19 protein-coding genes are annotated in these 19072 nt (G+C 66.2%); 13 read left to right on the top strand and 6 right to left on the bottom strand.

The genetic code is table 11. The annotated features are described in order from the left end of the window. The first annotated feature begins 251 nt into the window (after positions 1–251). Positions 252–728 (top strand): transcription elongation factor GreA, encoded by a 477-nt coding sequence (gene greA / locus AO057_RS13715; RefSeq protein WP_057676477.1) that lies wholly within the window; start codon positions 252–254, stop codon positions 726–728. Further along, positions 725–1168 carry a DUF4149 domain-containing protein gene (locus tag AO057_RS13710; RefSeq protein ID WP_240480788.1) on the top strand — a complete coding sequence of 148 codons (444 nt, stop codon included), beginning with the start codon at positions 725–727 and terminating at the stop codon, positions 1166–1168. Before greA ends, AO057_RS13710 begins: the two co-directional genes overlap by 4 nt. Here the strand turns inward: AO057_RS13710 and AO057_RS13705 are convergent. Beyond that, positions 1159–1632, bottom strand: a complete 474-nt coding sequence (locus AO057_RS13705; RefSeq protein ID WP_057676476.1) for a YhbY family RNA-binding protein — start codon at positions 1630–1632, stop codon at positions 1159–1161. The genes AO057_RS13710 and AO057_RS13705 overlap by 10 nt on opposite strands. A 59-nt stretch (positions 1633–1691) precedes the next feature. Here AO057_RS13705 and AO057_RS13700 point away from each other — a divergent pair, with 59 nt between their 5' ends. From AO057_RS13700 to glmM, 4 genes are all read left to right on the top strand, one after another. Next, on the top strand, positions 1692–2360 hold the full coding sequence (locus tag AO057_RS13700) for an RlmE family RNA methyltransferase (protein WP_057676475.1): 669 nt from the start codon (positions 1692–1694) through the stop codon (positions 2358–2360). Between the two features lie 166 nt (positions 2361–2526). Further along, entirely contained in the window at positions 2527–4443 is a 1917-nt protein-coding gene (gene ftsH, locus AO057_RS13695; protein WP_057677304.1) for an ATP-dependent zinc metalloprotease FtsH, read from the top strand. A 63-nt stretch (positions 4444–4506) separates the two neighbouring features. Next, positions 4507–5370 carry a dihydropteroate synthase gene (gene folP, locus AO057_RS13690; protein ID WP_057676474.1) on the top strand — a complete coding sequence of 288 codons (864 nt, stop codon included), beginning with the start codon at positions 4507–4509 and terminating at the stop codon, positions 5368–5370. Positions 5371–5410: 40 nt separating this feature from the next. After that, the gene (gene glmM, locus AO057_RS13685; RefSeq protein WP_057676473.1) at positions 5411–6742 is read left to right on the top strand and encodes a phosphoglucosamine mutase; all 1332 of its coding nucleotides are present in this window, start codon (positions 5411–5413) and stop codon (positions 6740–6742) included. A 3-nt stretch (positions 6743–6745) separates the two neighbouring features. Here the strand turns inward: glmM and arsB are convergent, their stop codons facing one another. The 4 genes from arsB to AO057_RS13665 are packed head-to-tail and all read right to left on the bottom strand — an operon-like array spanning position 6746 to position 9993. Further along, positions 6746–7822 (bottom strand): ACR3 family arsenite efflux transporter, encoded by a 1077-nt coding sequence (arsB, locus tag AO057_RS13680; protein WP_057676472.1) that lies wholly within the window; start codon positions 7820–7822, stop codon positions 6746–6748. A gap of 1 nt (position 7823) precedes the next feature. Further along, the gene (locus AO057_RS13675) at positions 7824–8327 is read right to left on the bottom strand and encodes an arsenate reductase ArsC (RefSeq protein WP_057676471.1); all 504 of its coding nucleotides are present in this window, start codon (positions 8325–8327) and stop codon (positions 7824–7826) included. After that, positions 8324–9646: a hypothetical protein gene (locus AO057_RS13670; protein ID WP_057676470.1), complete on the bottom strand. Its 1323-nt coding sequence runs from the start codon at positions 9644–9646 to the stop codon at positions 8324–8326. Before AO057_RS13670 ends, AO057_RS13675 begins: the two co-directional genes overlap by 4 nt. Further along, entirely contained in the window at positions 9643–9993 is a 351-nt protein-coding gene (locus AO057_RS13665; protein ID WP_057676469.1) for an ArsR/SmtB family transcription factor, read from the bottom strand. Before AO057_RS13665 ends, AO057_RS13670 begins: the two co-directional genes overlap by 4 nt. A gap of 122 nt (positions 9994–10115) precedes the next feature. Between AO057_RS13665 and AO057_RS13660 the strand changes: the two genes are divergently transcribed. From AO057_RS13660 to AO057_RS13635, 6 genes are all read left to right on the top strand, one after another. Continuing rightward, entirely contained in the window at positions 10116–10616 is a 501-nt protein-coding gene (locus AO057_RS13660) for a hypothetical protein (RefSeq protein ID WP_057676468.1), read from the top strand. 78 nt (positions 10617–10694) lie between these two features. Then, complete coding sequence (locus AO057_RS13655) at positions 10695–11519, top strand: GNAT family N-acetyltransferase (protein WP_057676467.1); 825 nt, start codon at positions 10695–10697, stop codon at positions 11517–11519. Positions 11520–11563: 44 nt separating this feature from the next. After that, positions 11564–12394 (top strand): UDP-2,3-diacylglucosamine diphosphatase, encoded by an 831-nt coding sequence (locus AO057_RS13650; protein WP_240480833.1) that lies wholly within the window; start codon positions 11564–11566, stop codon positions 12392–12394. Further along, a complete protein-coding gene (locus AO057_RS13645; RefSeq protein ID WP_057676465.1) occupies positions 12391–13476 on the top strand; it encodes a glycosyltransferase family 4 protein in 1086 nt (361 codons plus the stop codon). The genes AO057_RS13650 and AO057_RS13645 overlap by 4 nt, the downstream gene beginning before the upstream one ends. Positions 13477–13486: 10 nt before the next feature. Then, positions 13487–15604: a polyphosphate kinase 1 gene (ppk1, locus tag AO057_RS13640; RefSeq protein ID WP_082605566.1), complete on the top strand. Its 2118-nt coding sequence runs from the start codon at positions 13487–13489 to the stop codon at positions 15602–15604. Between the two features lie 340 nt (positions 15605–15944). Further along, positions 15945–16406 (top strand): SixA phosphatase family protein, encoded by a 462-nt coding sequence (locus AO057_RS13635; RefSeq protein ID WP_057676464.1) that lies wholly within the window; start codon positions 15945–15947, stop codon positions 16404–16406. Positions 16407–16608: 202 nt separating this feature from the next. Here AO057_RS13635 and AO057_RS13630 read toward each other — a convergent pair whose 3' ends face one another. After that, the gene (locus tag AO057_RS13630) at positions 16609–16977 is read right to left on the bottom strand and encodes a hypothetical protein (RefSeq protein ID WP_082605565.1); all 369 of its coding nucleotides are present in this window, start codon (positions 16975–16977) and stop codon (positions 16609–16611) included. Between the two features lie 241 nt (positions 16978–17218). On the opposite strand from AO057_RS13630, the gene AO057_RS13625 reads away from it, so the two are divergent. After that, positions 17219–19039 (top strand): GGDEF domain-containing protein, encoded by a 1821-nt coding sequence (locus AO057_RS13625; protein WP_057677302.1) that lies wholly within the window; start codon positions 17219–17221, stop codon positions 19037–19039. Positions 19040–19072: the final 33 nt, after the last annotated feature.

Here is a 19072-nt window from a genome sequence, read left to right as displayed (position 1 = left end):
GGTTTTGCAACGCCGCGGATCGCCCGCAAAACCACGCCCCTACGGGTTCGAACCAAAACGGGCCCTTTGCCCACCAAACCCCTTGCGTGTGCTGCAGCACACGCTGCGTGGTGTTGGCGGTCAAATCATCCCGTTTTGGACTCGAACGCGCACTGCTAAAATCCGCGCAGAGCATCCCCACCTGCCGGGGGCAGGCTGGCGCCGGGCGCCGGTCTGTCCCCTTTACTTTTACCCCTTAAGAACTCAGAGACATGGCCACCATTCCGATCACGACCCGCGGCGCTGAAAAGCTCAAGGCCGAATTGCACCGTCTCAAGACGGTGGATCGCCCTGGGGTGATCAATGCCATTGCCGAAGCGCGCGCCCAGGGCGACCTGAGCGAGAACGCCGAATACGATGCCGCCAAGGATCGCCAGGGTTTCATCGAAGGCCGCATCCAGGAAATCGAGAGCAAGCTCTCCGCCTCCCAGGTCATCGACCCGACCTCCATCGATGCCGGCGGCAAGGTGGTGTTCGGTGCCACGGTCAAGCTGGAAGATGAATCCACCGGCGACGCGGTGACCTACCAGATCGTGGGCGAGGACGAAGCCGATCTCAAGCTGGGCCTGATCAACGTCGGCAGCCCCATCGCCCGTGCCCTGATCGGCAAGGAAGAGGGCGACACGGCCGAGGTGCAGGCGCCGGGTGGCATCAAGCGCTACGAGATCGTGGGCGTCAGCTACCGGTGAACGTCATTTCCGCTCCCCTGTCCCGTTTCGTTCAGGCCTTGCCGCGCTGGGCGGCCGCCCTTTGGTGGGGCAGCCTGACGACCATCGGGTTCCTGGTGGTGCCGCTGCTGTTCGCACATTTGCCCGGCACCATGGCCGGTACGCTGGCGGCCAGGTTCTTTACGGCGCAGACCTGGGTCTCCGTCGCCTGTACCTTGCTGCTCTTGCTGGCTTCACGTCCGCAAGAAGGGGAGGAGGGGGACCCTCCTCCGCTGCACGCCGCCCGGCTGCTCGTCGTGGGGGGGCTGCTGCTGGCCCTGCTGGCGGAGTTCGCGGTGGCACCGCGCATCGTGGCGCGGGAGAACCTGGCGGTCTGGCACCGCATCGGCAGTGCCATGTACTTCACGCAGTGGGTGTTTGCCGCCCTGACTTTCTGGCGGCTGGGGAAACGTCAGGTCTGACTGCGTTTCTTGACGCTGGTCTGCTTGGGCTTGGCCCGCTTGACCTTGCCGCCGGGTGTCAGGCGCTGGTTGCCCAGCACGCGCAGCACCTGGACTTCGGGGCGCTGACCGCCGCGTTTGCTGAACTTGAGCACCTTGACGTCACGCGGACCGGGTTTGCGGTCCTCGTCCTCGACGCGTTCTTTCTCCGGCTTGGGGCGCCAGAGCACCAGCAGCTTGCCGATGTGCTGGATGGGGGCGGCATTGAGCTCCTCGGCCAGCGTCTGGAAGATGGTTTCGCGTGCGGCGCGGTCATCCGAGAAGACACGCACCTTGATCAGGCCATGGGCCTTGAGGGCAGAGTCGGTTTCCTTCTTGACGGCGGCCGTCAGGCCGTCGTTGCCGATCATCACGACGGGGTCGAGGTGATGGGCGTCGGCACGGAATTCCTTGCGTTCGGCAGGGGTCAGTTGTATAGCGGGCATGTCCGTATTATCGTTGGATTGTTGGGATGGGGACACTTGTTCCGTCCCGAAGGAAAGAAATGAAAGTCAATACCAAGAGCAAGAAGGTCAACAAGGCCTGGCTCAACGACCATGTCAACGATACCTACGTCAAGCTGGCGCAGAAGGAGGGGTATCGGGCGCGGGCGGCCTACAAGCTCAAGGAAATCGACGAAACCCTGCGCCTGATCAAACCCGGCCAGGTGGTGGTGGACCTGGGCTGCGCCCCCGGCGCCTGGAGCCAGTACCTGCGCCGCCGCATGGCGCCCGGCGGGGCGGCGGTGGGTGAACTCAAGGGCACCATCATCGGCCTGGACCTGCTGGCCATGGAGCCGATCGAGGGCGTGCAGTACATCCAGGGTGATTTTGGCGAACCCGAGGTGCTGGCCCGGCTGGAAGAGCTGCTGCAGGGCCGCCAGGCCGATGTGGTGGTCTCGGACATGGCGCCCAACCTCTCGGGCGTGTCCTCGGTCGATGCGGCCCGGATGGAGCACCTGATCGAGCTGGCGATTGATTTCTGCCAGCACCATCTCAAGCCCTCGGGCGCCCTGGTGGCCAAAGTTTTCCACGGCCGGGGTTACGAAGAGATCATCCAGCACTTCCGGGCCAATTTCCAGACCGTCAAACCCGTCAAACCCAAGGCTTCGCGCGACCGTTCGTCTGAAACTTTCCTGGTGGGCGTGGGCCTGAAGCAAGTGGCGGCCGCTTGATCTTTTCCCCCGTGGCGCAAAGGAGCGGGGTGTAAAGCGTGAAATCGCCCCCAAATCCCCTCCATGATCAATGGCTGTCGCAGGCAAAATCAATCGGGCCCAGGCTTGAAACGCCTAAAATGGGTACAAGCTATGTTTTTCCCTGGCATCCCTATTGGAGCTGCACTTGAATAATCAGTGGTTTTCTAAAGTCGCCGTCTGGCTGGTGATCGCGCTTGTGCTCTTCACGGTGTTCAAGCAGTTCGACACCCGCAGTGGCGCCGCGACCGGCACGCTGGGCTACTCCGATTTCCTGGAGGAAGTGCGCAGCAATCGCATCAAGAGCGCGCTGATCCAGGAAGGCCCCGGCGGCACCGAAATCATTGCCACCACCACCGATGATCGCAAGGTGCGTACCACCGCCACCTACCTGGACCGCGGCCTGGTCGGCGACCTGATCAACAACGGCGTCAAGTTCGACGTCAAGCCCCGCGAGGAGGGCTCCCTGCTCATGACCCTGCTGGTCAGCTGGGGCCCCATGCTGCTGCTGATCGGTGTCTGGATCTACTTCATGCGCCAGATGCAGGGCGGCGGCAAGGGCGGCGCCTTCAGCTTCGGCAAGAGCAAGGCGCGCATGCTCGATGAGAACAACAACCTGGTCACGTTTGCGGACGTGGCCGGTTGCGACGAGGCCAAGGAAGAGGTCAAGGAAGTCGTGGACTTCCTGAAAGACCCGCAGAAATTCCAGAAACTCGGCGGGCGCATCCCGCGCGGCCTGTTGCTGGTCGGCCCCCCGGGCACCGGCAAGACGCTGCTGGCCAAGGGCATTGCCGGCGAAGCCAAGGTGCCGTTCTTCAGCATCTCTGGTTCCGACTTCGTTGAAATGTTCGTCGGCGTGGGCGCGGCCCGCGTGCGCGACATGTTCGAGAACGCCAAGAAAAACGCGCCCTGCATCATCTTCATCGATGAAATCGACGCCGTCGGTCGCCAGCGTGGCGCTGGCCTGGGCGGCGGCAACGACGAGCGCGAGCAGACCCTCAACCAGATGCTGGTCGAGATGGACGGTTTCGAGACCAACCTGGGTGTGATCGTGGTGGCTGCCACCAACCGCCCGGACATCCTGGACGCCGCCCTGCTACGCCCGGGCCGTTTCGACCGCCAGGTCTACGTCACGCTGCCCGACATCCGCGGCCGCGAACAGATCCTCAATGTGCACATGCGCAAGATCCCGATCGGGCAGGACGTGGCCCCGGCCATCATCGCCCGCGGCACCCCCGGCATGAGCGGTGCCGATCTGGCCAACCTGTGCAACGAAGCCGCGCTGATGGCCGCGCGTCGCAATGCGCGCGTGGTCGAGATGCAGGACTTCGAGAAGGCCAAGGACAAGATCCTCATGGGCCCCGAGCGCAAGAGCATGGTCATGCCCGAGGAAGAGCGCCGCAACACGGCCTACCACGAGTCCGGCCACGCCCTGATCGGCAAGATGCTGCCCAAGTGCGATCCGGTGCACAAGGTCACCATCATCCCGCGTGGCCGCGCCCTGGGCGTGACCATGAGCCTGCCTGAAAAGGACCGTTACAGCTACGACCGCGAGTACATGCTGAACCAGATCAGCATGCTGTTCGGCGGCCGCATCGCCGAAGAAGTGTTCATGAACCAGATGACCACCGGCGCTTCCAACGACTTCGAGCGTGCCACCCACATCGCACGCGACATGGTCATGCGCTATGGCATGACCGATGCGCTGGGCCCCATGGTCTACGCCGAGAACGAGGGTGAAGTGTTCCTGGGCCGTTCGGTGACCAAGACCACCAGCATCAGCGAGCAGACCATGCAGAAGGTCGACGCCGAAGTGCGTCGTATCATCGACCAGCAGTACGCCGAGGCGCGCAAGCTGATCGAGGACAACGCCGACAAGATGCACGCCATGGCCAAGGCCCTGCTGGAGTGGGAAACCATCGATACCGAGCAGCTGGATGACATCATGGCCGGCAAGGAGCCGCGTCCGCCGAAGGACTGGTCGCCGCGCACGCCGAACTCTGGCGGTGGTGATGCCGGTGGCACACCGGCGGTCAAGACCGATCCTTCACCAACCGCTGCCTGATCGGCGCGATAATCACAAACGGGGCCCAGCGCCCCGTTTTGTTTGGCCCCTCTCCGATTTTCCATGATCTGGCAGACCACCCGTTACGCCATCGACCTGGCCAGGCCGCAGGTCATGGGCATCGTCAACATCACGCCCGACTCCTTTTCCGACGGCGGCCGTCATGCCAGCACCCGCGCGGCGCTGGTCCACTGCGAACAGTTGCTCAAGGACGGCGCTGACATCCTGGACCTCGGTGGCGAATCAACCCGCCCGGGTGCCGTGCAGGTGCCGCTGGACGAAGAGCTGGCGCGTGTGCTGCCGGTGCTACGCGAGGCGCTCACGCTCGGCGTTCCCCTCTCCATCGATACCTACAAACCGCAGGTCATGCAGGCCGTGCTGGACCTGGGGGCCGACATCGTCAACGACATCTGGGCCCTACGCTGGCAGGCTGCGGCCGATCCGCTGGACGGCCGCCAGGTCGTCGCCCGTCATCCGAACTGCGGCGTCTGCCTGATGCACATGCATGGTGAGCCCCGCACCATGCAGGTCAGGCCCATGGAGGGCGACGTCGTGCCGGCCGTCCAGGCTTTCCTGCAAGAGGCCGCGCAGGCCTTGCGCGCGCTGGGCGTGGCCCGGGAGCGCATCGTGCTCGACCCCGGCATCGGTTTCGGCAAGACGGTGGCGCAGAATTTCTCGTTGCTGGCGCGCCAGAGTGAGCTGCTGGCCGCCGGCTATCCTCTGCTGGCGGGCTGGTCACGCAAATCTTCCCGGGGGGCCGTGGCCGGCCCGCCACCGGGCAGCACGGTGCCGGCAGGCCAGCACGAGCGTTTGGCGCCCAGCGTGGCGGCCGCGCTGCTGGCGGTGGAGCGGGGCGCGGCCATCGTGCGGGTCCATGATGTGCGGGAAACCGCTCAGGCGCTGAAGGTGCTGGCAGCTATAAAATAAGTAGCATTAAATAACGAAGACAGAGCAGGGGAATGGAAATATGAGCAGAAAATACTTCGGCACCGACGGCATCCGCGGCACGGTGGGGCAGGCCCCCATCACCCCGGATTTCGTGTTGCGCCTGGCGCATGCCGTGGGCCGTGTGCTCAAGCGCACGGAAGAGCGCCCCGTGGTGCTGATCGGCAAGGACACGCGCATTTCAGGCTACATGCTGGAGAGTGCGCTCGAATCCGGCTTCAACTCCGCCGGTGTCGATGTGGTGCTGCTGGGCCCCCTGCCCACGCCGGGTGTTGCCTACCTGACGCGCGCCCAGCGTGCCTCGCTGGGGGTGGTCATCAGCGCCAGCCACAACGCCTACCCCGACAACGGCATCAAGTTCTTCAGCGCCCAGGGCAGCAAGCTGCCTGACGCGTGGGAACTGGCGGTGGAAGCGGCGGTGGACGAGCCGCCGGTCTGGGTGGACTCGGCCAGCCTGGGGCGTGCGCGCCGTCTCGACGATGCAGCCGGTCGGTACATCGAGTTCTGCAAAAGCACTTTCTCGACGGACCTCACGCTCAAGGGCCTGAAGATCGTCGTGGATGCCGCGCACGGTGCGGCCTACCAGATCGCCCCCAAGGTCTTTCACGAGCTGGGCGCTGAAGTGATCGCCATCGGCTGCGCGCCGGATGGCCTCAACATCAATCACGAGGTCGGCGCCACCCACACCGAGGTGCTGGTGGCCGCGGTCAAGGCCCACCAAGCCGACTACGGTGTGGCACTCGATGGCGATGCCGATCGCCTGATGATGGTCGACGCCAACGGTCGCCTGTACAACGGCGACGAACTGCTCTACCTGATGGTGGACGACCGGCTGGGCCGCGACGAGCACGTGCCCGGTGTCGTGGGCACGCTCATGACCAATATGGCTGTCGAAGTGGCACTGAAGAAACGCGGTGTGCAGTTCGTGCGCGCCAAGGTCGGCGACCGTTACGTGCTGGAAGAACTGAACAAGCACAAGTGGCTGCTGGGCGGCGAAGGCTCGGGTCACCTGCTGGCGCTGGACAAACAGACCACGGGTGACGGCCTGGTGTCGGCCCTGCAGGTGCTGCAGACCTGCGTGCGCAGCGGCCAGAGCATGGCTCAGCTGCTGGCGAGCGTGACCCTGTTCCCGCAGACCCTGATCAACGTGCGTTTGCAGCCAGGCCAGGACTGGAAGGCCAACACGCGGCTTGGTTCGGAGACGAAAGCTGTGGAAGCCGAACTCGGCGACAGCGGTCGTGTCCTGATCCGCGCCAGCGGTACCGAGCCGCTGGTACGCGTCATGGTGGAGGCGCGTGATGCTGCCCAGGCTCAGGGCTGCGCCGAGCGCCTGGCCGCCACCCTGCGCGCCTGAGGTTCAGGCGGTGTCGCTGCGCTCGTACCAGCCCTTGGACTGGTTCACGATGCGCACCACCAGCAGCATCACTGGCACTTCGATCAGCACACCGACCACGGTGGCCAGCGCGGCACCGGAGTTGAAGCCGAACAGGCTGATGGCGGCAGCCACGGCCAGCTCGAAGAAGTTGGAGGCCCCGATCAGCGCCGAGGGGCAGGCGATCTCGTGCTTCTCACCAACGGCGCGGTTGAGCCAGTAGGCCAGGCCTGCGTTGAAGAAAACCTGGATCAGGATGGGTACGGCCAGCAGGGCGATGATCAGCGGCTGTTTCAGGATGGCCTCGCCCTGGAAGGCGAAGAGCAGCACCAGGGTGGCCAGCAGGGCCGAGATGGACCAGGGGCCGATCCTGAGCATCGCGGCGTCGAAGGTGGCCTGCCCTCGGGCCAGCAGGGCCCCGCGCAAGAGCTGCGCGAGGATCACCGGGATCACGATGTACAGAACGACCGAGGTCAGCAAGGTGTCCCAGGGCACCGTGATGGCCGACAGGCCCAGCAGCAAGGCCACCAGCGGTGCGAAGGCGAAGACCATGATGCTGTCGTTCACGGCCACCTGCGTCAGCGTGAACAGCGGGTTGCCACCGGTCAGGCGGCTCCAGACGAAGACCATGGCCGTGCAGGGCGCGGCGGCCAGCAGGATCAGGCCCGCGATGTAGCTGTCGATCTGCTCGGCCGGCAGCAGCGGTGCGAACAGATACCGGATGAAGAACCAGCCGAGCAAGGCCATGGAAAAGGGCTTGACCAGCCAGTTCACGAACAGCGTGACACCGATGCCCTTCACATGCTGGCGCACCTCGTGCAGCGCGCCGAAGTCCACCTTGACCAGCATGGGGATGATCATCACCCAGATCAGCCCGCCCACGGGCAGGTTGACCCGGGCCAGTTCCATGCGGCCGATGGCCTGGAACAGCTCGGGCATCAGCTGGCCCAGAGCGATGCCGGCCACGATGCACAGGATGACCCAGACCGTGAGGTAGCGCTCGAACACGCTCATGGGGGCGCCAGCGGCCTGCTTGGCGGTCACTTCACATTGCGCGCTCATCTCAAGTTCTCCCGGACAGATCACGGGCCGTGGTCTGGATCAGCTGGCGGGCCAGTTTCTCCGGCGGCAGGTTGACCAGCAGGTCCAGGCGACGGCGGATGGCCAGCAGGGTCTGGCGGAAGGCCTCCAGCCGCTGTTCTTCCGTGCCCTGTACTTCGGACGGGTCGGCATAACCCCAGTGCGCGGTGGCCGGGTGGCCAGGCCAGATGGGGCAGACCTCACCCGCGGCGTTGTCGCAGACCGTGATGATCAGGTCCATCTGCGGTGCGTTTGCGCCGGCGAACTCGTCCCAGCTCTTGCTGCGCAGGCCGGTGGTGTCGATGCCGACGGCTTGCAGGGCCTTGAGGCCCAGGGGGTTGGGTTGCTGGTTCTCGCGCGGGCTGCTGCCGGCGGAATACGCCTTGAAGCGGCCGCCGCCGATGTGGTTGAGTGTGGCCTCGGCCAGGATGCTGCGCGCGGAGTTGTGCGTGCAGAGAAAGAGGACGTTCAGGGCAGGTGAGTTCATGCGGAGTCAGACGACATGGCAACGGCGGGGCCGTCGGGTTGGAGGGAATCGGGTAGCACCACGACGGGCGAGAAACCGCCGCCTTCGGTGCGGAAGTTCGTGGTCTGGCCGGACCAGGTGCGCGCGGCCAGCAGTTGAACCTGGCCCCGGTAGGCGTAGGCGCGCAGGTCCAGCTTGAGACGCTGGGCCTGGCCGTTGACGCTGATCAGACGCTCGCTGGGCGGCACCAGGGCCTGGGCCACGTAGTCGCCGGCGACGATCTCGCGCCACACGCGTTGCGTGAGCTTGTCGCCGCGGTAGGCGGCGCGCGCGCCGAAGCCGGTGGCAGGTTTGAAGAACAGGCCGCGCCGGCGTGCCCACAGCGCCTCGGCGCCTTCGGCCGTGACGGCCTGTGTGGCCGGCACCACGCGTGCGAGCCGGGCACGGTCGGCCGCGGTCACGCCCAGCGCCTCAAGGCGGGCCGGGTCGGACAGCTCGATCAGGCGGCGCTTGTCCGCGGCGACGGTGTAGACGCGCGGGTGCGGAGTGAGCACGACCGCGCCCGCGGCCCAGGCCGAGCGCAGGGCGGCGTGGCCGGGCTGGGCCAGTGCAAAGTCCGTCAGGCGGTTGTAGACCAGGTCCACCGGCTGGTTGGCGGGCAGGGCCGGGTGCCACAGCGCACCGTCGCGCCACTGCAGTTCCCGGGGATCGGCCACCACGGCCAGCAGGCCCTGCGCGGCAAAGAGGTTGCGCGCCAGGGTGAATTCGGGCGCCAGGTACTGGGCCAGCGGCTCGTCGTCGACGATCAGCACATTGCGCCAGGGGCGCTCACCGCGCTGGGCCTGCCATTCGCTGCGGAACATGTCCACGATCACGGCCTCGGTCCGGTCCAGCTGGCCGGCCGGGTCCATGAAAGCCGGCATGGCGCCGCAGCAGGCGCGGTGCGCACGTGCCAGCGCCGCGTTGAGGAAGGCGCCCCCCGCGTTGGTGTTGATCTCGATCAGCCGGGGCCCCTCGGCGCTGAGGTGGAAGTCGTAGCCCATGAACACGCCCTGCGGTCCGTGGTCTTGGCGGGTCTGGGCATCGGCGCCTGCGAGGGCGTGGTCCTGCCAGGCGGGCAGGGCGCAGACGCGATCGAGTGCGGCCACGGCCTGCTCGATCTCGTCGCGTGTCTTCGGATCCAGGAAGACGACGGTGGCCGCGAACAGGTGGGGATGGCTCAGCGCGAGCTGATCGACCAGGCCGCGCAGGGCCGGGGTGGTCTCCAGCTCGGTGCGCAGCTGCTGCGCGTCCAGCGTGCGGCAGGCACACTCGAGGTTCAGGGTGTCGGCCAGCTTCATGCGGCGGGCGTGCAGGCCTTGCGGCCTGCCGGTGTGACTTCACAGCTGGCACCCTGGCAGCAGTGCAGAGTCAGATAGGCCAGCAGGGCATCCATCTGCGCGAAGTTCGCGTGGTAGACCAGGTGCCGGCCATCGGGTTCGCTGCTGGCCAGGCCGGCCTGCACCAGTTCCTTGAGGTGGAAGGACAGGGCGCTGGGGCTGATGTCCAGCTGCACCGCCAGCAGGCCGGGCGTGAGTCCGGCCGGGCCGGCCACCACCAGCGCGCGGAAGGCGCGCAGGCGCTGTGCCTGGGCCAGTGCCGCCAGGGAGCGCAGGGCCTCGCTTTCGGTGGTCTTGGTCTTTTTCATGTTTCAATAATACTTGAAATATTGAATGAATGGCAAGCCCCGTCGGATTCGGGTGGTCGATGTCATGGAGATGTCATGCGACAGCCACAAAGCCGTCATCAAGCCTGCGCACACTGCAAGGCATGCAGGACTACGGCACCCCCACCCCACGTGAACCAGGCGAGGCCTGGCCCGGCCCGGCCATGGGCCGGGAGGCAGGCCGCCTGCGCGATGCCGGCTGGTGGCCCGTATTCCAGGGGGACGAAGGGCTGCCGCAGCCCGGGCGTACTCAGGTGCTGCACCACTGGGCGCTGAGTCCCGGGCAGCGCGCCGCCGGCCTGCTGTTCCAGCCGCTGGACGGCAATCCCCGCCATGGTGTGCTGGCGCTGTTCGTGGATCAGGGGGAGTTGCACGGTGCCATCGAGATACTGGAGCGCCAGGGGTGCTGGCTGGTGATGCCCGACAGCCTGCGCGCACGCACGCTGGCCGTGGCGGCACTGGCCCGCGCCGGGGGGCGGACCGCCCTGCGCTCCAGCATCGTGGGCACGCCGGACCGGCGCTTCATCTTCTTCAATACCTTGCACGACGGCGAAACGGCCACCCTGGTCGAGCGGCGCCGTGATGGAGGCGCCGTTGCCACCTGACTTCTTGCGAGCCCCGCCGAGCCGGGGCTTTTTTACACGCCAAACCGATCCATAGCCATCAAAAACAGGAGAGAAAAAATGAAAGAACTACCGAACCCCACTTTCCCGCTGTCACCCCTTGCCATGCCTCGGGGGTCACTTCACCGCCCTCATCAGTCGGTCCCTGCGCAAGAGCGCGGCGGTTTTGAAGTTTCGTGGGCGCGCCACCTCGATGAAGTCCGTGCGGCGCAGCGCCTGAGGCACGACATCTTTGTCGGCGAGATGGGCGCGCGCCTGTCCACCACGGTGCCCGGCCACGACGTGGACCTGTTCGACGACTACTGCGAGCACCTCATCGTGCGTGACCAGGAAACCCAGCAGGTCATCGGCACCTACCGCGTGCTCACGCCCGAGCAGGCCCAGCGCATCGGCAGCACCTACAGCGAGCTGGAGTTCGACCTGACGCGCCTGCGCGCCCTGCGCGAGCGCATGGTGGAGCTGGGCCGCAGCTGCGTGCACCCGGATTTCCGCCACGGCGGCATCATCATGGCCCTGTGGGGTGCGCTGGCCGAGTTCATGGTGCGCAACAAGCTGGACACCATGATCGGCTGCGCCAGCATCCCCATGCTGCACAACGGCGTGATCAGCGGCGACGTGGCGGCCAGCATCTGGCGCCAGGTGCGCGAGACCCATATGGCGCCCATCGAGCACCAGGTCTGGCCGCGCCTGGCGCTGCCGGTCGACGAGCTCGACAGCAGCCTGGACGTGGAGCCGCCGGCCCTGATCAAGGGTTACCTGCGCCTGGGCGCCAAGGTGCTCGGTGCCCCGGCCTGGGACCCGGACTTCAACAGCGCGGACCTGCCCATGCTGATGCGCATCAGCGACCTGCCGGCGCGCTACCGCAAACACTTCTTCGGTGCCTGATGAAGAGCGAGCTCGAACACCGCAGCAGCTGGCTGGGTCAGGCCATGGTGCGCCAGGGGCATGAGGACGACCATGACGACGACAAGGGCGGCGGCAAGCGCTACCGCGCCGTCTTCATCTCCGACCTGCACCTGGGCACACCCGGCTGCCGGGCCGAGGACCTGCTGGACTTCCTCAGGGCCAGCTCCAGCGAGCACCTCTATCTGGTGGGCGACATCATCGACGGCTGGCAGCTGCGCCGGCGCTGGTACTGGCCGCAAGCCCACAACGACGTGGTGCAAAAGCTGCTGCGCCGCGCGCGCAAGGGCTGCCGCGTGGTCTTCGTGCCGGGCAACCACGACGAGTTCGCGCGCGGTTTCATCGGCCACCAGTTCGGTGGCATCGAGGTGGTGGACGATGCCGTGCACCTCACGGCCGACGGCAAGCGCCTGTGGGTCACCCACGGCGACTATTTCGACGGCGTGATCCAGTGCGCCAAGTGGCTGGCCTATGTGGGCGACAACCTCTACGAGTTCACGCTCAAGCTCAACCGCTACCTCAACCACCTGCGCGCCAAGTTCGGCCTGCCTTACTGGTCGCTCTCGGCCTACCTGAAACACAAGGTCAAGAAGGCGGTCAACTTCATCAGCGATTTCGAACAGGCGGTGGCGCACGAGGCGAAAAAGCGCGGTCACCAGGGGGTGGTCTGCGGCCACATCCACCACGCCGAGATCCGCGAGATCGAAGGCATCCTCTACTGCAACGACGGTGACTGGGTCGAAAGCCTGACGGCCCTGGTCGAGCACCACGACGGCCGGCTGGAGTTGGTGCGCTGGGGCGAGGCGGCACCGGCCCAGGCCCTGCAGACCGCCTCTGTGCGCGCCGCCACCGCATGAAGATCGCGCTGGTCACCGATGCCTGGGAGCCCCAGGTCAACGGCGTGGTCACCACGCTGGTGGAACTGGTGCGTGAGGTGCGTGCCGCCGGGCATGAGGTCGAGGTGATCCACCCCGGCCAGTTCCGCACGCGCCCCTGTCCGGGGTATGCCGGCATCGACCTGGCCGTGCGCCCACGCAAGGCGCTCGGCCAGCGTCTGGACGCGCTGGCGCCGCAGGCCATCCACATCGCCACCGAGGGCCCCCTGGGCTGGGCGGCGCGGGCTTATTGCCTGAAGCACGGCCTGGCCTTCACCACGGCTTACCACACCCGTTTCCCGGAAATCCTGCAGGCTGCGCTGCGTGTCCCCCTGTCCTGGGGGTATGCCCTGTTCCGCCACTTCCACAGACCATCTTCGGGCGTGCTGGTGCCCACGCAAGGCGTGCTGAATCTGTTGCAACAGCGTGGTTTCAGGAATCTGCGGCCCTGGACGCACGGCGTGGATCTCAGGCTCTTCCCCTACCAGGACGAGGTGCGCAGGTATGCCGGGCTGCAGGATCTGCCCCGGCCGGTGTCGCTTTTCGTGGGGCGGGTCTCCTACGAGAAGAACATCGAGGCCTTCCTGCAACTCGATGTGCCGGGTTGCAAGATCGTCTGCGGCGTCGGGCCGCTGGAGACCGCGCTCAAGGCCCGCTACCAGCGGGTGCACTGGCTGGGCATCCTGCCGCGGGCCGAGCTGGCGCAGGTGTATGCGGCGGCCGATGTGTTTGTGATGCCCAGCCGCTCCGAGACCTTCGGCCTGGTCATGCTGGAGGCCATGGCCTGCGGCACACCCGTGGCGGCCTACCCGGTGGATGGACCGCTGGAAGTGCTGGGCCAGCACGAAGGCCGGGCCCGGGGTGGGGTGCTTGACGAGGACCTGCAGCAGGCCTGGTACCGGGCCCAGGCCGTGCCGCGCCATGCGGCGCGCCAGCGGGCCGAGGTCTTCAGCTGGGGGCAGGCGGCGCAGCAGTTCCTGGCCCATCTGGTGCCTGTGCGGCAGGCCACAGTCCTGACCGGGGCATCGGACGATACTGTCACACCAATGTCATCTATGCTGTAAACAATCTGTCATGACTTTGCAATCTTCCAGCCTGGAGCTGACCGTGCCTGCCGAAAGCGCCCAACGCATCACCGTGCCCGCCCTGCTGGACCGCGACCAGAGCATCCTGGCCTTCAATGAGCGTGTGTTTGATTGGGCCTGCCGGCCCGAGGTGCCGCTGCTGGAGCGCCTGCGCTACCTGTGCATCGTGTCCTCCAACCTCGATGAATTCTTCGAGGTGCGGGCTGAACCGCATTTGAGCGCCAAGCAGGGCCAGGACCAGTTGGGCACCTACACCGCGGCGACCTTCGATGCCATGTCGGTAGCCATCCACAGCCTGGTGGAGCGCCAGTACGCCCTGTACAACGACGAGCTGATGCCGGCCTTCGAGAAGGAAGGCATCAAGATCATCTCGCACGGCGATCGCAACACCGCACAGCGGCGCTGGGTCAAGCAGTACTTCGAGCAGGAGGTGCGGCCCCTGCTGATTCCGGTGGGGCTCGACCCCTCCCACCCTTTTCCGCAAGTGGCCAACAAGTCGCTCAACTTCATCGTTCGCCTGGGCGGGCACGACGCCTTCGGCCGCGAGAACGACGTTTCCATCGTCAAGGTGCCGCGCGCCTTGCCGCGCCTGATCTGCCTGCCCGAGAAGCTGTGCGGCAAGCGCCGGCTGTTTGTCTCGCTCTCCAGCGTGATCCGCGCGCACTTGGCCGAGCTGTTCCCCGGGCGCGACATGAGCCAGTTCTCGCAGTTCCGCGTCACGCGCCACTCCGATCTGGCGGTGGACGAGGACGACGTCAAGAACCTGCGCACCGCGCTGCGCCAGGGTTTGCAGCACCGCCACTACGGCCAGGCCGTGCGGCTGGAGGTCTCGGCCGGCTGCTCGCAGTACCTGTCGGATTTCCTGCTGCGTCAGTTCGAGCTGCCCGAGGGCGCGCTCTACCGCGTGCACGGGCCGGTGAATCTGGTGCGCCTGGGCCAGCTGGTCGACCTGGTGGACGAGCCGCGCCTGCGCTTCCCGGCCTACAAGCCGTCCTACCCGGTCCAGCTGGTGAGCGGGCAGTCCATCTTCGAACAGCTCAAGCGTGGCGACATGCTGATCCACCAGCCCTACGAGAGCTTTGACGGGGTGCTGGACTTCCTGCGCCAGGCCATCAGCGATCCCCAGGTGCTGGCCATCAAGCAGACCATCTACCGCACCGGTGCCAACTCCGTCCTGATGGACCTGCTGCGCGAAGCCGTGCGCCGCGGCAAGGAAGTGACCGTGGTGCTGGAGCTCAAGGCGCGCTTCGATGAAGAGGTCAACATCAACTGGGCCGAGCAGCTCGAATCCATCGGTGTGCAGGTGCTCTATGGCGTGGTCGGTCTCAAGACCCACGCCAAGATGATGCTGGTGACACGACGCGAGGGCCGGCATTTCCGGCGCTACGCCCACCTGTCCACCGGCAACTACAACCCGGCGACGGCGCGCTTCTACACCGACCTCAGCCACCTCACGGCCGACGCGGGGTTGACCGCCGACATCGAACATGTCTTCGTGCACCTGGCCGGCCAGAGCCGACTGCCGCGCCTCAAGCACCTGTGGGTGGCGCCTTTCCAGCTGCACCGCAAGCTGCTGGAGAAGATCGAGAGCCTGGGGGCCGCCGCTGCGGCCGGCCAGCCGGCGCGCATCGTCGCCAAGATGAACGCCCTGACCGACGAGGCACTCATTCGCGCCTTGATCGCCGCCGGACAGAAAGGCGCGAAGATCGACCTGATCGTGCGGGGTGCCTGCATGCTGCCCGCGCAACTGCCCGGACAGACCGGCAACATCCGCGTGCGTTCGCTGATCGGACGTTTTCTCGAACATGCGCGGGTCTTCTATTTCCGTGCCGGCGAGACCGAGGAGCTCTACCTCTCCAGCGCCGACTGGATGAACCGCAACATGCTGCGCCGGGTCGAGCTGGCCTGGCCGGTGCTGGACCCGCTGCTGCGCCAGCGCATCGTCGACGAATGCCTGGTGGCTGCCATGGGCGACACCCAGGGCAGCTGGGAGTTGCAGCCGGACGGGCGCTACACCAAGGTTGTTCCCGCGGCCGGACGCCCGGCCATCAGCGCCCAGGACGCACTCATGGCGCGTTACGCGCTGCGCGAGCCGCGTGGAGCCTAAGAACTTCCCCACCCCTGATTTGAGGATCACGCTCATGATTTTTCGGGATGGAATGCAAGGCGCAAAACCCAAGGCAAGGCTGGACGCCTTGCCTGGTTTTGCAACGCGGCAGGTCACCCGAAAAACCATGAGCCCTGCGGGTTGGGGTGCCGCAAACGCGGTCGCGTTTGCGCCCCCTATGGGGCCGTCGCACGGCGCACAGCCGGCCGGCTGTGCGAGCGGGCGATTTTCCCACCAAATTCCTTGCATGGGCGGTCAGCCCATGCTGCGAAATGTTGCCGGGCAACTCATCCCGATTGCACCCCAACGTGACCTCAAATCAGGGGCGGGGAAGTTCTAGATGGATTTGCTGCTGTGGCGTCACGCGGAAGCGCATGAGGCCCAGCCGGGTGGGGATGACCTTGCGCGCTTGCTGACGCCGCGCGGCGAAAAACAGGCGGCGCGCATGGCGGGCTGGCTGGACCGCCAGCTGCCCGAAGGTGCCCGCATCCTGGTCAGCCCGGCACGCCGCACCGAGCAGACGGCACTGGCGCTGGGGCGCAAGTTCAAGCTGCGCGAGGAACTGGGTCCCGGTGCTACGGTCGAGCAACTGTTGCAGGCCGTTCAATGGCCTGACAGTCGCGGTGTCACCGTGGTGGTCGGGCACCAGCCGGTGCTGGGGCAGACCATCGCGCGTCTGCTCGCCATCCATGGCAGCGAGTGCAGCGTGAAAAAAGGCGCCGTCTGGTGGCTGCGCCATCGCCTGCGCGACGGCATCTCGCAGACCACCCTGGTGTCGGTGCAGTCGCCCGACGTGCTGTAAAACTCGCAATAAATCTACTGCGCGACCCGATCGCTGCGTTGGGCGGTGTTGGCTTCGGCCGCTGCGCTTAACTTTCGCTTTGCGAAAGTTAGCCTACGCCGCAACTTCGTTGTCGCCATCCTCACGTACAGAAAGTACGTTCCGGTGGCTGCGCTCCGTCCGCCTTGCGCTCGGGCCGCTCGCTACGATTTCTTTGCGAGTTTCAGGCTTTCTTCGGACGGCCGGTCTTGATCGACGGGATTGCCTTGAGCGCGGCGAGCAGGCTCTTGTCGCTCATGGCGGCCAGGGCCTGGATGCCGGCACGCAGCAACTCACTCTTCTTGCTCGGCTGTGCCAGCTTGGCGCAGCGCTGCTTGAGCTCGGCCAGCACACCGTATTCGTCCTTGGGGATGGTGAAGCTGTCGCGCACCAGCTTGGGTTTCTTGGGCTTGACCTGCTTGACCGGTTGGGCCGTGCCGGTCTTGACGGCGGTCTTGCCGGTCGCGGCCTTGCGGGGCGCTGCTTTTTTGGCGGTGGTGGTTCGGGTCTTGCCGCGGGTGGGCGTGGCGGGGGATGAGACAGGTGCTGGCATGGTCGAGCGTCGTTGGGGTTGAAACAAAAAACAGTTTATATAGTTTCTCGCTGCGCGGCAATGCGCTACCGCACACGGCCTGGTGTCATGTCATCGGACTGAAACATGTCCGTCATGCCGCTGACATGAGGCGCCGGCACAGTAAGGTCTTGCCTGCCTGCTGGGGCGCTACCTCTGGAATGGAATGCAGGAAACCCTGTTCGCTGCGACGCAGGATGCGCACGCTGCGCAACGCCCGCCGATGATTGACCACGTCCGTCTTTTTGCCCATGAATTCCTCTCCGCGCTGAGCGGTCGGGAGGGGCCGCTCGCCTGCCTGATGCGGGCCGATGCCCTGCACCCGGTGTTCCAGCCCATCGTCGATCTCAAGAGTGCGACGGTACACGCGCACGAGGCGTTGATCCGCGGGCCGCAAGGCAGCCGGCTGCAGTCGGCTGATGCGCTGCTGGGCGCAGCCCAGGCCGAAGGCCTGCTCTATGAGTTCGAGCTCTACTGCGTCTACGTGGCGCTGCGGCAGTGGGGGCAGCAGCGCCAGCCGGGGCGGCTGTTCCTCAACATCAGCGCCCATGCGCTGGAGCGTCTCGTTGCGGTGGACGGCACCCAGACGCTGGCACGGGCCATGCGCACCCTGGAGGTGTCGCCGCGCATGGTGGTGCTGGAGATCACCGAGCATGAGCGTGTGCATGACATGGACGGGCTGGTCGAGGTGGCCCGCGCGCTGCACGCCGTGGGCCTGTCGCTGGCGCTCGACGATTTCGGCGACGGCCGCTCCAGCCTGCGCCTGTGGTCGCAGATCCGGCCCGACATCGTCAAGATCGACAAGTACTTCAGCCGCGACATCAGCTGCAGCGCTGACAAGCTCAAGACCCTGCAGGCCCTGCTGCAGATCGCCGATGTCTTCGGCACGGCACTGGTGGCCGAGGGCATCGAGAACGAGGCCGACCTGCGTGTCATCCGCGATCTCGGCATCGCCTATGGCCAGGGCTATTTCCTGGGACACCCGGGGGCCGAGGTGCGGCCCGAAATCCTCGCAGCGGCGGTGGAGGTGCTGCACGACACGCGGGTGGCGGTGATGCCCGAGCAGCGCTACGTGGCCCGCATGGGGCAGCTGCGCCATCTTTCGCTCATCCATGCGCCTGCGATCGGCTGCCGCGCCAGCAACGACGAGGTGGCGGCCATCTTCCAGGCCTATCCGGAGCTGCACGCGGTGGCGGTGGTGGACGACGAACGTCCGCAGGCCATCATCAACCGCCAGCAGTTCATGGACCATTACGCCACGCTGTACTTCCGCGAGATCTTCGGCAAGAAGTCCTGCCTGCTGCACGCCAACCAGCAGCCGCGTCTGATCGAGCGCAGCCACGACATCGAGGAACTGGTGGGCATCCTGACCTCGCAGGACCAGCGTTACCTGAGCGACGGTTTCATCGTCACCGAGAACGGTCGTTACGTCGGCCTGGGCACGGGCGAACAACTGGTGCGATCGGTCACCGAGCTGCGCCTGGAGGCGGCCCGCCACGCCAACCCGCTGACTTCGCTGCCGGGCAACATCCCGATCAGCCTGCACATCAAACGCCTGATCGAGAGCCAGGGCGAGTTCGTCGCCTGTTACATCGACATGAACAACTTCAAGCCCTTCAACGATCAGTATGGTTACTGGCGCGGCGACGAGATGATCCGCCTGCTGGCGCGGCTGGCCGTGGCGCACAGCGATCCGCAGCGCGACTTCGTCGGGCATGTGGGTGGCGACGACTTCATGATCCTGTTCCAGAGCGACGACTGGGCGCAGCGCTGCGAGCGCATCGTTGACGAATTCGCCCAGCAGGCACGCGAGCTTTTCGACGAGGCGGCCCGCCTGTGCGGCGGCATCCATGCCGAGGACCGGCACGGTGTCATGCGCTTCTTCCCCTGCACCACGGTCTCCATCGGTGCGGTGCAGGTCGGGTGCCAGGCCTACCGCGACGCGGAGGAGGTGGCCACCCAGGCCGCGCTGGCCAAACGCGAGGCCAAGCTTGCGGGCAGCGGCCTGTTCGTGATGCCGCGGCGCGCGACTGTCCCGGCCTGAACAGTGGGCGCGGGCCGTCGGCCCGGTCACCGA

This window comes from Curvibacter sp. PAE-UM, assembly GCF_001432305.1.
Taxonomy (GTDB): domain Bacteria; phylum Pseudomonadota; class Gammaproteobacteria; order Burkholderiales; family Burkholderiaceae_C; genus Hylemonella.
Note: the sequence above shows the minus strand (reverse complement) of the source record. Positions and strands in the feature narration are given on the sequence as shown.

Bases quoted from the DNA above. Each gene is read 5' to 3' on its own strand.
- greA (WP_057676477.1), top strand. From the start codon at position 252: ATGGCCACCATTCCGATCACGACCCGCGGCGCTGAAAAGCTCAAGGCC.
- AO057_RS13705 (WP_057676476.1), bottom strand. From the start codon at position 1,632: ATGCCCGCTATACAACTGACCCCTGCCGAACGCAAGGAATTCCGTGCC.
- AO057_RS13700 (WP_057676475.1), top strand. From the start codon at position 1,692: ATGAAAGTCAATACCAAGAGCAAGAAGGTCAACAAGGCCTGGCTCAAC.
- folP (WP_057676474.1), top strand. From the start codon at position 4,507: ATGATCTGGCAGACCACCCGTTACGCCATCGACCTGGCCAGGCCGCAG.
- glmM (WP_057676473.1), top strand. From the start codon at position 5,411: ATGAGCAGAAAATACTTCGGCACCGACGGCATCCGCGGCACGGTGGGG.
- arsB (WP_057676472.1), bottom strand. From the start codon at position 7,822: ATGAGCGCGCAATGTGAAGTGACCGCCAAGCAGGCCGCTGGCGCCCCC.
- AO057_RS13675 (WP_057676471.1), bottom strand. From the start codon at position 8,327: ATGAACTCACCTGCCCTGAACGTCCTCTTTCTCTGCACGCACAACTCC.
- AO057_RS13670 (WP_057676470.1), bottom strand. From the start codon at position 9,646: ATGAAGCTGGCCGACACCCTGAACCTCGAGTGTGCCTGCCGCACGCTG.
- AO057_RS13665 (WP_057676469.1), bottom strand. From the start codon at position 9,993: ATGAAAAAGACCAAGACCACCGAAAGCGAGGCCCTGCGCTCCCTGGCG.
- AO057_RS13660 (WP_057676468.1), top strand. From the start codon at position 10,116: ATGCAGGACTACGGCACCCCCACCCCACGTGAACCAGGCGAGGCCTGG.
- AO057_RS13655 (WP_057676467.1), top strand. From the start codon at position 10,695: ATGAAAGAACTACCGAACCCCACTTTCCCGCTGTCACCCCTTGCCATG.
- AO057_RS13650 (WP_240480833.1), top strand. From the start codon at position 11,564: ATGGTGCGCCAGGGGCATGAGGACGACCATGACGACGACAAGGGCGGC.
- AO057_RS13645 (WP_057676465.1), top strand. From the start codon at position 12,391: ATGAAGATCGCGCTGGTCACCGATGCCTGGGAGCCCCAGGTCAACGGC.
- ppk1 (WP_082605566.1), top strand. From the start codon at position 13,487: ATGACTTTGCAATCTTCCAGCCTGGAGCTGACCGTGCCTGCCGAAAGC.
- AO057_RS13635 (WP_057676464.1), top strand. From the start codon at position 15,945: ATGGATTTGCTGCTGTGGCGTCACGCGGAAGCGCATGAGGCCCAGCCG.
- AO057_RS13630 (WP_082605565.1), bottom strand. From the start codon at position 16,977: ATGCCAGCACCTGTCTCATCCCCCGCCACGCCCACCCGCGGCAAGACC.
- AO057_RS13625 (WP_057677302.1), top strand. From the start codon at position 17,219: ATGATTGACCACGTCCGTCTTTTTGCCCATGAATTCCTCTCCGCGCTG.